11 protein-coding genes are annotated in these 13,009 nt (G+C 71.3%); 4 read left to right on the top strand and 7 right to left on the bottom strand.

The annotated features are described in order from the left end of the window. Nucleotides 1-101 precede the first annotated feature (101 nt). The 4 genes from AB0M95_RS04810 (at nt 102) to AB0M95_RS04795 (ending at nt 6,415) form a co-directional block, all read left to right on the top strand. A complete protein-coding gene (locus AB0M95_RS04810; RefSeq protein ID WP_363759536.1) occupies nt 102-1,610 on the top strand; it encodes a DUF5691 domain-containing protein in 1,509 nt (502 codons plus the stop codon). Between the two features lie 155 nt (nt 1,611-1,765). Then, a complete protein-coding gene (locus tag AB0M95_RS04805; RefSeq protein ID WP_363759533.1) occupies nt 1,766-2,830 on the top strand; it encodes an AAA family ATPase in 1,065 nt (354 codons plus the stop codon). Beyond that, nucleotides 2,820-5,237, top strand: coding sequence for a DUF5682 family protein (locus AB0M95_RS04800; protein ID WP_363759530.1), 2,418 nt, complete (start codon nt 2,820-2,822; stop codon nt 5,235-5,237). The genes AB0M95_RS04805 and AB0M95_RS04800 overlap by 11 nt, the downstream gene beginning before the upstream one ends. Continuing rightward, entirely contained in the window at nt 5,237-6,415 is a 1,179-nt protein-coding gene (locus AB0M95_RS04795; RefSeq protein ID WP_363759527.1) for a VWA domain-containing protein, read from the top strand. Before AB0M95_RS04800 ends, AB0M95_RS04795 begins: the two co-directional genes overlap by 1 nt. Nucleotides 6,416-6,476: 61 nt before the next feature. On the opposite strand, the gene AB0M95_RS04790 is transcribed toward AB0M95_RS04795, so the two are convergent. From AB0M95_RS04790 to AB0M95_RS04760, 7 genes are read right to left on the bottom strand one after another with little or no spacing between them, the layout of a single operon-like run. After that, the gene (locus AB0M95_RS04790) at nt 6,477-7,217 is read right to left on the bottom strand and encodes a DsbA family protein (protein ID WP_363759524.1); all 741 of its coding nucleotides are present in this window, start codon (nt 7,215-7,217) and stop codon (nt 6,477-6,479) included. Further along, on the bottom strand, nt 7,214-8,719 hold the full coding sequence (locus AB0M95_RS04785) for a cytosine permease (RefSeq protein ID WP_363759521.1): 1,506 nt from the start codon (nt 8,717-8,719) through the stop codon (nt 7,214-7,216). Before AB0M95_RS04785 ends, AB0M95_RS04790 begins: the two co-directional genes overlap by 4 nt. Continuing rightward, complete coding sequence (locus AB0M95_RS04780; RefSeq protein WP_363759518.1) at nt 8,716-9,039, bottom strand: Rieske (2Fe-2S) protein; 324 nt, start codon at nt 9,037-9,039, stop codon at nt 8,716-8,718. Before AB0M95_RS04780 ends, AB0M95_RS04785 begins: the two co-directional genes overlap by 4 nt. Then, nucleotides 9,036-9,866, bottom strand: a complete 831-nt coding sequence (locus tag AB0M95_RS04775) for an iron-containing redox enzyme family protein (RefSeq protein WP_363759515.1) — start codon at nt 9,864-9,866, stop codon at nt 9,036-9,038. Before AB0M95_RS04775 ends, AB0M95_RS04780 begins: the two co-directional genes overlap by 4 nt. Further along, nucleotides 9,863-10,654, bottom strand: coding sequence for a dihydrodipicolinate synthase family protein (locus AB0M95_RS04770; RefSeq protein WP_363759512.1), 792 nt, complete (start codon nt 10,652-10,654; stop codon nt 9,863-9,865). The genes AB0M95_RS04775 and AB0M95_RS04770 overlap by 4 nt, the downstream gene beginning before the upstream one ends. Before the next feature lie 11 nt (nt 10,655-10,665). Next, a complete protein-coding gene (locus AB0M95_RS04765) occupies nt 10,666-11,163 on the bottom strand; it encodes a DUF6190 family protein (protein WP_363759509.1) in 498 nt (165 codons plus the stop codon). Continuing rightward, nucleotides 11,153-12,364 carry an aminotransferase class I/II-fold pyridoxal phosphate-dependent enzyme gene (locus AB0M95_RS04760; protein ID WP_363759506.1) on the bottom strand — a complete coding sequence of 404 codons (1,212 nt, stop codon included), beginning with the start codon at nt 12,362-12,364 and terminating at the stop codon, nt 11,153-11,155. Before AB0M95_RS04760 ends, AB0M95_RS04765 begins: the two co-directional genes overlap by 11 nt. Between the last annotated feature and the right edge of the window lie 645 nt (nt 12,365-13,009).

Below are 13,009 nucleotides of genomic sequence, written 5' to 3'. Positions count from 1 at the left end.
GCCGGTCCGTCCATCGACCTTGCCCGTCCGCTCGTCCGCGGCGCCTACGCGTCCTCGCGTGGCCGGCGCGGCGTAGAGCGTCATGAGAAAGAGGGGTCCCGGTGACCACGATCGACGAGTGGGAGCGGCTGGTGTCGGCCGCGCTGGTCGGCACCGACCGGCGCCCGCGGCCCGACCTGCTCGGCCAGGCCGCGGCGCACACGGTCGGGGCGCGCGCGGGGCAGCGGCTCCATAGGGGCGAGCCGCTACCCGCCGCGCGCGCCGAAGAACAGCCGCCCGTGCCGCGGGCGGCCGGCGAGCGCGTGGCACGCATCCTCGACGGCGAGCATCCCCGGTTGCTCGCCGAGTGGCTGGAGGCCGCGGCAGGGCGGGGGTATCGCCTGCCGGCGAAGCTCATCCCCCGCGTGCTGGACCATGGCACGCGCGACCGTTCGCTGCGGCCGTCCATCGGCGTCCTGGCGGGGGCCAGGGGCCGGTGGCTGGCCTCGCTCAACGAGTCCTGGGGCTACCTGCTGGAGGAGGCCACGATCTACGTCCGCGAGACCGGCCCGAAGTCCGGGACACCGCCGGAGGCCGTCCCCTCGCCCACGACCGTCAGTGGCGGCGGCGACGCCGTGGCCACCGCCACCCCGGACGACGGCGACCAGGACGGCGGGGCCGAGCCGGAGGTGGTCCACCCGCTCTGGGAGTTCGGCACCCGAGGGGACCGGCTGTCGTTCTTCCGCGGCCTGCGGGCCACCACTCCCGCGAAGGCCAGGGCCCTGCTGCTCCGAGGCTGGGACAAAGAGGCCCCGGAAGACCGCGCGGCCTTCGTCAACGCCCTGGCGGACGGGTTGTCGATGGCCGACGAGCCGTTCCTGGAGGACGCGCTGGACGACCGGCGCCGCGAGGTCAGAAGCCAGGCCGCCGACCTGCTGACGCGGCTCCCGGAGTCGCGGCTCGGGGGCAGGATGTCCGAGCGCGCCGCGCGCTGCCTGCGCGTGGTGGGCGGCCGCCTTCACGTCGAGCCGCCGGAGTCGTGTGACGCCGCGATGGAGCGCGACGGCATCCGTTCCCGTGCCCCGGCGGGCACCGGGCAGCGGAGCTGGTGGCTCCAGCAGGTCGTCGCGCACACGCCGCTCCCGTTCTGGACCGGTCACCTCGGGCTCTCCGTCAAGCGGATCGTCGCGCTCAACACCGGCGACTGGGCGCGCGAGATCAGGCTCGGCTGGGAACGCGCGGCCGTCCTGCAGAACGATCCGACGTGGGCGCGGGCCCTGTTCGCCGTCGAGCCGCTCAGCGACCTGCTCGCCGTCCTTCCTCCCGCCGAGCGTGCGGACAAGGCCGCCGAGCTCGTCCGCGAGCAGCCGGTCGACGGCCAGTTGATCATGATGCTGGGCGGCCTGCCGGCGCCATGGGGGCCGGCGCTGGCCAGGGCGGTGATGGAGAAGATCGTCGACACCGCGGGGCGCCAGCCGTGGAACCTCGCGGAGCTGGTACGCCTCGCGGGCGAGCGCGTCGACCCGGCGATGCATCAGATGACCGCCCGGCTGTCGGCCGAACCGCCTGTCCAGGAGGTCGCCGCCACGCTGCGCTTCCGCTTCGACATGCACGAGGAACTCCGCCCATGACCACCTCCCCCGCCCTCCGGCCCCGTCGATCCCCCTTCGAGGCGTCGCCGCGGCGTGCCGGTGGTCGGCGCAGGCGCTCCTATCTTCCCTTTCCAGTCCTTTCTCGGCCGATGCCGCGCACCGGGCCGGGCACCTGAGAGCGAGCTGAAATCGATATGACCGTTCTGCGCCCCCATGCGGAAGACCAGTACGCCGAGGAGCTCGAGATCCTCGCCAAGTCGGACGACCGGCCGCGGCCGCCCGGGTGGCGGCTGTCGCCCTGGGCCGTGACCACCTACCTGCTCGGCGACGGCGACCAGATCACGCCCAAGTACATCGGCCCCCGCCGCATCGTCGAGGTGGCCGTCGCCACCCTCGCCACCGACCGCGCGCTGCTGCTGCTCGGCGTGCCCGGCACCGCCAAGACCTGGCTGTCGGAACATCTGGCCGCGGCGATCAGCGGCGACTCCACGCTGCTCGTCCAGGGCACGGCGGGCACGGCGGAGGAAGCCATCCGGTACGGCTGGAACTACGCCCGGCTGCTCGCCGAGGGCCCGTCCCGCGAGGCGCTGACGCCGAGCCCGGTGATGCGCGCCATGGACGAGGGGCGGCTCGCCCGGGTCGAGGAGCTCACGCGCATGCCCTCCGACGTGCAGGACGCGCTCATCACCGTCCTGTCGGAGAAGACGCTGCCGATCCCTGAGCTGAACGAGGAGGTCCAGGCCGCGCGGGGCTTCAACGTGATCGCCACCGCGAACGACCGCGACCGCGGGGTGAACGAGCTGTCCAGCGCGCTGCGCCGCCGCTTCAACACCGTCGTCCTCCCGGTCCCGGCCAGCGCCGAGGAGGAGGTCGACATCGTTGCGCGCCGCGTCGCCCAGCTCGGCCGTTCCCTCGAACTGCCTCCCACGCCCACCGGCCTGGAGGAGATCAGGCGGGTCGTCACGGTGTTCCGCGAGCTGCGGTCCGGGGTGACCTCCGACGGCCGCACAACGGTCAAGTCCCCGAGCGGCACCCTCAGCACGGCCGAGGCGATCTCGGTGGTGACCAGCGGCATCGCCCTGGCCGCCCATTTCGGCGACGGCGTGCTGCGCGCGGGCGACATCGCGGCGGGCATCGTCGGCGCCGTCGTGCAGGATCCGGTGTCCGACCGCGTCCTCTGGCAGGAGTACCTGGAGACGGTGGTCCGTGAGCGGCGCGACTGGCGTGACTTCTACCGGGCGTGCCGCGATGTCTCCTGACGAGCCGCGCGCCCCGGCCGCGCCGGGCACCGCGCCGTCCGGCCGGCACAGGAAGGACGGGGGCGCGGCGCCGACGTTCACGGTCCTCGGCGTGCGCCACCACGGCCCGGGCTCGGCGCGCGCCGTGGCGGCCGAGCTGGAACGGCTGCGGCCCGACATCGTCCTGATCGAGGGCCCGCCCGAGGCCGACGATCTCGTGGCGCTGGCGGCCGATCCGCAGATGGAGCCGCCCGTCGCGCTGCTGGCGCACGTGCCGGGTGACCCGTCCAAGGCCGCGTTCTGGCCGTTCGCGACGTTCTCGCCCGAATGGCAGGCCATCCGGTACGCCCTCCGCGCGGGCATCCCGGTCCGCTTCTGCGACCTGCCGGCGACGCATGGCCTGGCCGGCCCGCCGGCCGGCCAGGTCCCCCCGCCCGTCGCCCCCTCCGTGGACGCCGATCCCCCGGGCCCGGCGACCATGCCTGCCGACGACGAGGACGCGGAACGGGCGGACGGGCCGGGGGACCCGGTCGTGCACCGTGATCCGATCGGCGAGCTCGCCCGCGCGGCGGGGTACGACGACCCGGAGCGCTGGTGGGAGGACGCGGTCGAGCATCGCGGCGACACCCCGTTCGAGGTGATCGCCGAGGCGATGGCCACCGTGCGGGAGGGGTACGTCCCGCACGAGCAGGAGGCGCGGCGCGAGGCGTACATGCGCCGGACGATGCGCGCCGCCGTCAGGGACGGCCACCGGCACGTGGCCGTGGTGTGCGGCGCCTGGCACGTCCCGGCGCTGCTCGACCCGGGCCCGGGCGCGCCCGACGACCGCCTGCTCAAGGGGCTGCCCAAGGTCAAGGTGGAGATGACCTGGGTGCCGTGGACGCACGGGCGGCTGGCCTCCTGGAGCGGCTACGGCGCAGGCATCACCTCGCCCGGCTGGTACGACCACCTGTTCTCCGCGCCGGACAAGCCGATCGAGCGCTGGCTGGCCTCGGCGGCGGCCGTCCTGCGGGACGAGGACCTGCCGGTGTCCTCCGCCCACGTCATCGAGGCCGTCCGCCTGGCGCACAGCCTCGCCGTCGTGCGGGGGCGCCCGCTGGCGGGGCTCGGGGAGGTCACCGAGGCGGTCCGCGCGGTGCTGTGCGAGGGCGACGAGTTGCCGGTGGAGCTGATCCAGCGGCGCATGGTGGTCGGCGAGCGGCTCGGGAGCGTGCCGGACAGCACGCCGATGGTCCCGCTCCAGCGCGACCTGCGCGACCGGCAGCGCCGCCTGAAGCTGCGTCCCGAGGCGCTCGACCGCGAGCTCGACCTGGACCTGCGCAAACCCCTCGACCTGGACCGCAGCCGCCTGCTGCACCGTCTCGGGCTGCTCGGCGTGCAGTGGGGGACGGCGCGCGAGGCCCGGGGCAAGGGCACCTTCCGCGAGTCGTGGACTCTCGCCTGGCGGCCGGAGTTCGACATCGACCTGATCGAGGCGAGCGGGTACGGCACCACCGTCCCCGCCGCCGCGACCGCCCGGGTGCGTGAGCTCGCCGATCCGGGTTCCCCGCGGACGGCCCGGCACGCGGGGCCCGGGCCGTCCGCCGCGCCCCCGGCGAGGACGCTCGCCGAGCTCACATCGGTCGCCGAGCGCTGTCTTCTGGCCGACCTGCCGGGCGCGCTCCCCCACGTCCTGTCGTCGATCTCCACCCGGGCGGCCCTGGACAACGACGTCACGCACCTGATGGCGGCCCTGCCCGCCCTCGTGCGCACGCAGCGGTACGGCGACGTCCGCGGCACCCCGGCGGCGGGCCTGTCGGTGATCGTCGACTCACTGCTCGGCCGCATTCGGGCGGGCCTGTCGGCCGCCGTCACCGGCCTGGACGACGACTCGGCGCGCGCGATGCTCGGGCACGTCGACGCGGTGCACGCCTCGGTCGGGTTGCTGGAGTCCGGCCGGGAGGGGTGGCTGGCGGCGCTGCGCGGGGTGGCCGAGCGGCACGACGTGCACGGGCTGATCAGCGGCCGGTTGACCCGCCTCCTGCTCGACGCCGGCACGATCCCGGCCGAGGAGGTCGCGCGGCGCATGTCCCGGGCGATGTCGGCGGGCACGCCGCCCGCGCAGGCGGCGGCCTGGGTGGAGGGGTTCCTGGCAGGAAGCGGCCTGCTCCTCGTCCACGACGCCGGCCTGCTGGGCCTGATCGACACCTGGCTCACCGGCCTGACCGGCGAGGCGTTCGTGGACGTGCTGCCACTGCTGCGACGCACGTTCGGCGCGTTCACCCCGCCGGAGCGCCGCGCCATCGGCGAGCGCGTGTCCTCGGGCGAGTCCGGGCGGGTCGCCGCCCTGGAAGCGGACGAGGAACTCGCCGCGCCGGCCGTCCGCACGGTACTCACGATCTTGGGAAGCGATCTCATGTCCGCGACCACCTCAGACAGGAGCGCGTGATGGACGAGCGGTTGCGCAGGTGGCGGCTTGCCCTCGGCGGCGACGCCGACGGCACGGGGTGCGCCCTGAGCGGGGACGACGCCCAGATGGACGCCGCGCTGGCCGCGCTCTACAACGGCGGGCGCGGCTCGGGGCAGGGCGCGGGCGGTCACGGGGACGCCGAGCGCGGCGCGGGTCTCGGCGCCTCGGCGCCGCGCGTCGCCCGCTGGCTCGGGGACATCCGGTCGTACTTCCCCTCGACGGTCGTCCAGGTCATGCAGAAGGACGCGATCGAGCGGCTCAACCTCACCCGCCTCCTGCTGGAGCCGGAGATGCTGGAGGCCGTGGAGCCGGACGTCCACCTCGTGGGCACGTTGCTGTCCCTCAACCGGGTGATGCCCGAGACGGCCCGCCGGTCGGCCCGCGCCGTGGTCGCCAAGGTCGTCGCCGACCTGGAGCGCAGGCTGGCGCAGCGCACCCGGACGGCCGTCACCGGGGCGCTCGACCGGTCGGCCCGCACGCACCGGCCGCGCCGGGCCGCCGACATCGACTGGGACCGGACGATCCGCGCCAACCTCAAGAACTACCTGCCGGAGCGGAACACGGTCGTGCCGTCCCGCCTGGTCGGGTACGCGCGCCGTCAGCAGGCGGTGATCCGCGAGGTCACCCTGTGCATCGACCAGAGCGGCTCGATGGCGGCGTCGGTGGTCTATTCGAGCGTGTTCGGGGCCGTGCTGGCGTCCATGCGGGCGCTGCGCACGTCTTTGGTGGTCTTCGACACCAGCGTGGTGGACCTGACCGACCAGCTGCACGACCCGGTCGAGCTGCTGTTCGGCACCCAGCTCGGCGGGGGCACCGACATCAACCGGGCCATCGCCTACTGCCAGGGGCTGATCACCCGTCCGTCCAACTCCATCTTCATCCTGATCAGCGACCTGTACGAGGGCGGGGTGCGGGAGGAGATGCTGCGCCGGGTCGCGGCGATGACGGCGGCGGGGGTGCAGGTGATCGTCCTGCTCGCCCTTTCGGACGAGGGTCAGCCCCACTACGACCGCGACAACGCCGAGGCGCTCGCCGCGCTGGGCGTGCCGGCGTTCGCCTGCACGCCGGACGCCTTCCCGGGGCTCATGGCCGCCGCCATCGAGCGCCGCGACATCGCTCAGTGGGCCGAACGCACCCTCGCCGTCCGCACCACATAGCGCCACGCCGTCAGACGCTGGGTCAGACCCCACCGGGAGGCGCCCACCTACATCCTCACGGTCAGCCGACGCGGGCGCCGATCGGGGCTGCGTAGGCTCCGTCGGCCAGGTCGGCGGCCCTGGTCAGCAGGTCGGTGTATACGGTGGGGTCGTCCGCGTCGATGACCGGGAAGCCGATGCCGAAGTCGCCGTTCACCCAGCGGGTCCGGATGCCGGGGTTGGCCATGTTCGTGCCGTCGTGAAGGAACACGTGCGGGCTGCAGTTCACCCGTCCCTCGCGCGACGCCTCGAACTGGTCCATCACCATGCGCCGGGCGCGGCCGTCGTCCAGGGCCGCCGCCAGCGCCTCGACGTCCACGACGCCGGTCCGCGCCGCGACCTCGAGGATCTCGTGCCGCAGGGAGATGCACCGGCCCTCCGCCCAGAACGCCTTCCGAAGTGCCAGGTCGAGCTGCTCGCCGGCGTGCATGCTCTGCGCCTTGGCCGCCTGCACCGCCTCCAGCGGGGGCAGCATGGTGACCGGGTAGGACCAGTCCGGGCCCTGCCAGAGCCGCCACCCGGCCTTGGGCTCCAGGGCCCCGATGACCGCGACCTCGGAGTCGACGCCGGGCCGCTCGTTCACGGTGCGGTTGTACAGCTCCAGCGGGAAGGCGCGGTGGTCGAAGAAGATCCGTCCCTCCAGCCCGAGCCGCCGCCGCGCCTCGTGCAGCCGGTAGACGCCCAGGTGGGCGAACGAGCAGTTGAGGTCGGAGAACACCACGATCGTGTCCGGTGTCGCGGGAAGCCGGGGGTCGAGCGTCATCGGTGGCTCCTTTCGAGCGGCGCGGCCGTGCCGGTCTCCACCTCGGGGGTTCGCTCCTCGGGGAAGAGCCGCCACAGGGCGTAGTACAGGACCGCCGCGGTGACGAACGGCACCAGGCAGCTCAGGTCCACGCCGTTGGCGAGCGAGGCCAGCGGGCCGGTGTAGACGGTGTTGCCGACGAACAGCAGGCCGAGGATCACGGCCGGGACGAACGCGCCGAGGGCGCGCAGGTTGACCCCGCCGGTGAACCAGTACAGGCCCTGCCGCGCGCCGGTGGTGAAGCCGTACAGCTCGTCGGGGACGTAGCGGCCGCGGCGCAGCGAGAAGCCGACCAGCATGATCGCCGTCCAGGGCGAGACCAGGACCAGCAGGATCAGCACGAAGGCCGAGATCGAGTCGATCGCGTCGAAGGCGATCGCGCCGATGTACAGCGTCGCGATGCCGATCAGGGACACCAGCCACGTGACGGTGGCCCGGGGCATGCGCCACAGCATCGAGTGGGCCGACAGGCCCGCCGCGTAGATGCACAGGGCGCCCTGCGGCAGCGTGCCGGCGAAACCGAAGGCGATGACGACGACGCCGAACCACTGCGGCACGACCTCGGCGGTCCCGACGATCCACGGCACCGACATGTCGGTGAACAGGCTCGTGACGTAGGCGCCGACGAGCAGCGCGATCGCGTTGCTCAGGTACATCGCCACGCCGTTGTAGGCCACCGCGGCCCGGTCGCTGGTCGCGGGGGACAGGTAGCGGCTGTAGTCACCCTGGAAGGTGGAGTACGAGACCGGCAGCGTCGCGCTGAACGACACCGCCAGCAGCCAGGTCTTCCAGAAGTCCCCCAGGACGTACTCGCCGCCCTCGAAGCCGAGGGAGAACTTGGGCAGCAGCACGGCGACCAGCGCCAGCAGCACCAGCCCGCCGATCACGGTCATGGTCTTGTACGTCGCGAGCAGGGCCTTGTGGCCGTAGACCGCGAGGACGACGACCGCGACCGCCACGACCGGCATGGTGATCGCGAGCCCGGTGGACCCGGTGGACGTGCCGAACAGTCGTTGCCCGGCGACCAGGATCGCGGTCGCACCCGTCCACACCGCGATCGCGAAGAAGCCCGTGGCGACGACGATCGTGATCACGTTGGAGATGATCCGGCCGCGCACGCCGAAGTGGGCGCCGCTGGAGACCGGGTCGTTGGCGCCGGTCCGCTTGCCGAACCGCACGAGCGGCGCGAACACCGCGGTGCCGATCAGCAGCCCGACCAGCACCGAGCTGACGGTGGCCCACCATCCCAGGCCGAAGGTGATGGGGATGGACCCCAGCACCACGGTGCCGAAGGAGAACTGGGCCGAGTGCCACACCCACATGAACTCGCGGGGCGAGTCGGTGCGCTCGGACTCGGGGATGCGGTCGACGCCGTGCGCCTCGACCCGGCCCGAGCCCTGCGGCTCGGGCGCCGGAGCGTCCGAGGCCGCAGGACTCTTGGGGGTGATCTCGCTGACGGTCATGACGGCTCCTCCTCGCCGCCGGTGCCGGACTGAGGCAGCGGGGCGCCGTCGGGGATCACGTTGACCCCCAGCGACCCGCAGGGCGGGCCGGCGACCTGCCGGCCCGTGACCAGGTCGAACGTGGAGTAGTGCAGCGGGCAGCTGATCCGCAGCGTGCGCGGGTTCACGCGCCCGTAGCGCATGAGCCCTTTCCGGTGGGGGCACTGGGATTGGATCGCGATCCGCTTGCCGCCGACCTCCACGAGCACGAGGTCGTCGGTGAGCTGCCGTAAGGAGGGTTCCTCCTGTTTGACGGCCGGACCGTCGACGGTCGTGGTCATGACGCCTTGGCCTTCCCGATCGCGGCCTCGGTGGCCTCGGCGACGGCCTGGCTGGTCAGCTCGACACCCGTCCACACCTTGGCCAGGTCGACCTCGCGCTCGGTGCCCAGCAGGCGGATGGACTCCTTCATCTGCCGGCTGTGGAAGCTGTCGATGTACAGGTGCTCGGCGTAGTACTTGTCGTTCTCGATGCCGAGCCGCTTGGACGCCGCCGCGTAGGGCTTGAAGGCGTACAGCACGCTGGACTCGAAGTAGGAGTACGCGCCGAGGAAGTACTCGGGGTCGGGCGACCGGTCGGCCAGCCAGTGGAACAGGTTGACGTACGCGAAGCTGGTGTCCTCGACCCGGTCGGCGTAGTACTCGAGGTCGGTGGGCAGGCCGAGCTCGGTCATGAGCTTGGCGTAGATCGCGGAGTGCTCCAAGTCGTCGTTGCCGCAGCCGAATTCGTCGATCAGCACCCGCAGGACCGCCATCCGGGACCTGGACGGCAGCCTGCGGATGATCCCCAGGTGCGACTGCGACTCCACCAGGCCGTCCACGGCGAACTCCGAGACGACCACCTTGAACTGGTCGAGCGTGGCCTCCTCGGCGAGCCACTGCTCGCCGTCGGACGGGTTGGCCTCCTCCTCGTCCAGGCGCTCGCGGAGCGCCTGGGCGAAGTCGGTGCGGGTGTCGAAGCGGGGGGCCTCGGCCTCGAACTTCTCGGCGCGGGCCACCACCCAGTTCTTCTCGATGTCCCAGATCTCGGCGTACTGCTCCGGGGTCGGAACGGAGCGGTTGTACTTGTACAGGCGGCGCTGGGCGCTGTCGGACGGCTGGACCTTCATAACTCCACGCCCTCGACGGCCAGGTCGGTGTCCAGGATGCCGCGCTGGAGCAGCTCCTTCTTGGCGTGGCGGTACCAGTCGTCCAGGAAGAGGCCGTAGCGCTCGCAGGTGGCGTTGATCTCCTTCTGGCGCGCGGCCGAGGGGTCGGCCAGCATCGCGTTGGCGAGCTCGGGCTCCAGGTTGGCCAGCGGGCCGATGAAACCGTCCACGCCCGCGGCCTCGTGCAGCAGGTTCTCCCAGCCCTCGAACACCGGCACCTTGATGCGGGCGGCGATCAGGCTGCGGGTGAACTCGGCCGAGCCGCTGGACTCCTTGATGCCGACCACGTCGGGCAGCTCGCAGATGCGCAGCAGGGTCTTCAGCTCGATCTGGTTGCCCGACAGGGCCTTCTCGTTGTAGATGAACAGCGGGATGAACACGGCCTCCCGCAGGTCGGCGTAGTGCTGGTAGATCTCCTCCTGGCTGAGGTCCGGCTGGAACGGGGTGGTCACCGCGACGGCGGACGCGCCGCACGCCTGGGCGACCTTGGCCCGCTCGATGACCTGCTCGGTGGAGGGGAGCTGGACGCCGGCGATCACCGGGAGCCCGGCGGCGTGGCGCACTGTGTAGGTCACCACGTCGCGCCACTGCCGCTCGGACAGCTTCCAGCCCTCACCGGTGGTCAGCGCGGGCATGAGCCCGCTGACGTGGGGGCGAAGGGAGTCCACCAGGCGCCGCACGCTCGGCTCGGACACCTCACCCGAGGCGGTGAGCGGCGTGACCAGGGGGACGATGGTTCCTGAGTACATTGAAGGGCACCTCAGAGGTCTTGGGGATTGACGCGTAGTTTCAGGGAGGGCTCGTAGAGCCGCTCCAGGTACTCGGGGAACTCGGGCTCCCCGTCGACCGGCTCCACGAAGCTGACCGGCAGGTCCTCGCGGTCCCGCAGCCGGGGGCCGGCGGTGACGACCGTCGCGTCGCGGTTGATCGCCATCGCGACGAGCAGGCGCTCGTGCAGAGGGAGTCCGGCCAGCGACTCGTTCTCCAGGGCGGTCCGCAGGTCCCGCTCCTCGTAGCCGATCCGCTGGATCTTCATGTCGGTGTGGAGGACGTCCATGAAGGGGTAGTAGGCGTCCTGCTCCTCGCGGCCGTACAGCCACACCAGGGCGTCGCACTTGCCGACCTGCTCCTGGTTCAGGACGACCCGCTCGTCGGCCAGGTGCCGGGCGAAGAAGCCCTTGCAGGCCCGTCGCACGTCGTCGTCCTGGCTGTGCATGCCCATGAACAGGGCGGCGTCGATGAAGATCTCACTTGCCATGGCTGAGCAGCGCCTCCCTCATGTGCCGCATCGCGAAGGCGAAGATCTCGGGGCGGCGGGCGAGGGCGATGCGGATGAAGCGCTCACCCTTCTCCGGCTGGTTCCAGAAGAAGTAGGTGCCCGGCAGCACGTAGACCTCGCGCTCGAACAGCTTCGCCTGCAGCTCGGTGGCCGTGAGGTTCTCGTCCTTGATGCGGAACCAGGCGACGCTGGTCTTCACGACCGGCTCGATGTACTCGAGGATCGTCCCCTCCATGGCCTCGATGGCCGCGGAGCGGTTCTGGATGATGACGTCGCGCACCGACCCGAAGTCGTCCTCGATCGAGTCCTCGACGTAGCGGGTGAGCATGTTCAGGACGAAGGGCGAGACGTTCAGCAGGACGGCGGTCTGGATGTTGTAGACCTCTTCCTTGATGTCCTCGCTCACCGTCAGCATGGCGGCCTTGGCGTCCTGGACCGGCCAGGTCTTGCCGGTGTCCTCCAGGGCCATGTAGGTGACACCGGACTCCTCGAGGAGCTTGTAGATGTCGACCCGGCCGATGTTCTTGTCCGCCAGCGCGAAGGAGGCGAAGCAGAAGTCCATCATGAGCAGCTTGTTGTGGTCCTTGCAGTAGCGCACGACCTCCTTGAAGCCCTCCAGGCCGTCCTTCAGGAGGCTCGTGCCGGTCGGGTTGTTCGGGTCGACCAGGTAGAGGGCGTCGGTGTCGAGCTGCTGCAGGTTGGCGTAGATCTCGGAGGGGTTGTGCAGCCACTCCTCGGGGAGCGGGCTGAGCGGGACCTCCATGTGACGGAGCAGGTCGACCAGGTTGTCGAAGCACGGCTCGATGAGGCCGACCGACATCTCACGCTGCTGCAGGTACATGCCGGCGACCATCGTGGAGACGCTGGCCGAGTAGGAGAGCCAGGTCTTCTTCATGGCCCGGGCGGTCGGCTGCTTGTGCAGGCGGAAGAAGGCGTCGATGAAACGCTCCTCGAAGTACGCCTGCTGGTTCTCCTCGGCCTCGTACCAGATCTCGGGGAGCTGGAGCACGATCTTGTCCTGGCTGCCCGACTGGCGCTGGTGGGTGTGGGCGTCGGCCAGGTTGTACCGGGTCTTCAGAGCCTGGATCTCGTGCTGGGTGAGGTCCACGAACGTGGAGACGTCCGGGGTGTCGGAGTTGGAGACGACGGACTCTTCCAGCATGGCGTTGATGCCGCTCACGGCGAACACCTTTCTTTGAAATGACGTGGGATTTCGCTGAAACGGTGGGGCGTGGGGAACTGTGGACCGCCGGGGGGAACATCCGCGTGTGGGTTCGCCATTCCCGGGTCTTTCTCTGGAAACCGGCCCGCGGGCTTTCGCCTGCTTTTCACTGCCTGTAATTTCCAGACGTGAGACATGCTAGGCAGCCGATTCTTCGTGAGTCAACACTCGGTCGAACGGGGTGCCGCCGGCGTTCAGCTGTGGAGTGCGTGGTTGAATGTTCCGGGTCGTTCTTCGGCCCTCGCGTAATCGGGAGACCGCCGCTGTGGGGCGCGCCTTCCACAGTTGGACGCGGGTTCTCGAAAGCGAGGAGCCGGCGGGCATGTGAGGAATTCGAGTGAGGAATTCGTGGGTCCTGCCGAGTCCGCGGGAACGGGCCCGTCGCCCCTCAGGCCGCAGGTCAGGTACGGCCCGAGGAGCTCGGGAGTCACATAGAGGAATCACATGAGGGAGTCACGTGGACGGATCGCCCGAGTGGTCGGGTGGAGAAGTGGCGCGCCGTCGGACGCGATAACACGGATCGCGCGCATGTAATGCCGTCGCCGGAAAGCCGGATCGTTCGACCGAATGGCTGCATCGGCAGGGCAGATGAGGAGAGGGGCG

Source organism: Sphaerisporangium sp. NPDC051017 (assembly GCF_040683095.1).
Lineage (GTDB): Bacteria > Actinomycetota > Actinomycetes > Streptosporangiales > Streptosporangiaceae > Sphaerisporangium.
Note: the sequence above shows the minus strand (reverse complement) of the source record. Positions and strands in the feature narration are given on the sequence as shown.

Bases quoted from the DNA above. Each gene is read 5' to 3' on its own strand.
- AB0M95_RS04805 (WP_363759533.1), top strand. From the start codon at position 1,766: ATGACCGTTCTGCGCCCCCATGCGGAAGACCAGTACGCCGAGGAGCTC.
- AB0M95_RS04800 (WP_363759530.1), top strand. From the start codon at position 2,820: ATGTCTCCTGACGAGCCGCGCGCCCCGGCCGCGCCGGGCACCGCGCCG.
- AB0M95_RS04795 (WP_363759527.1), top strand. From the start codon at position 5,237: ATGGACGAGCGGTTGCGCAGGTGGCGGCTTGCCCTCGGCGGCGACGCC.
- AB0M95_RS04790 (WP_363759524.1), bottom strand. From the start codon at position 7,217: ATGACGCTCGACCCCCGGCTTCCCGCGACACCGGACACGATCGTGGTG.
- AB0M95_RS04785 (WP_363759521.1), bottom strand. From the start codon at position 8,719: ATGACCGTCAGCGAGATCACCCCCAAGAGTCCTGCGGCCTCGGACGCT.
- AB0M95_RS04780 (WP_363759518.1), bottom strand. From the start codon at position 9,039: ATGACCACGACCGTCGACGGTCCGGCCGTCAAACAGGAGGAACCCTCC.
- AB0M95_RS04775 (WP_363759515.1), bottom strand. From the start codon at position 9,866: ATGAAGGTCCAGCCGTCCGACAGCGCCCAGCGCCGCCTGTACAAGTAC.
- AB0M95_RS04770 (WP_363759512.1), bottom strand. From the start codon at position 10,654: ATGTACTCAGGAACCATCGTCCCCCTGGTCACGCCGCTCACCGCCTCG.
- AB0M95_RS04765 (WP_363759509.1), bottom strand. From the start codon at position 11,163: ATGGCAAGTGAGATCTTCATCGACGCCGCCCTGTTCATGGGCATGCAC.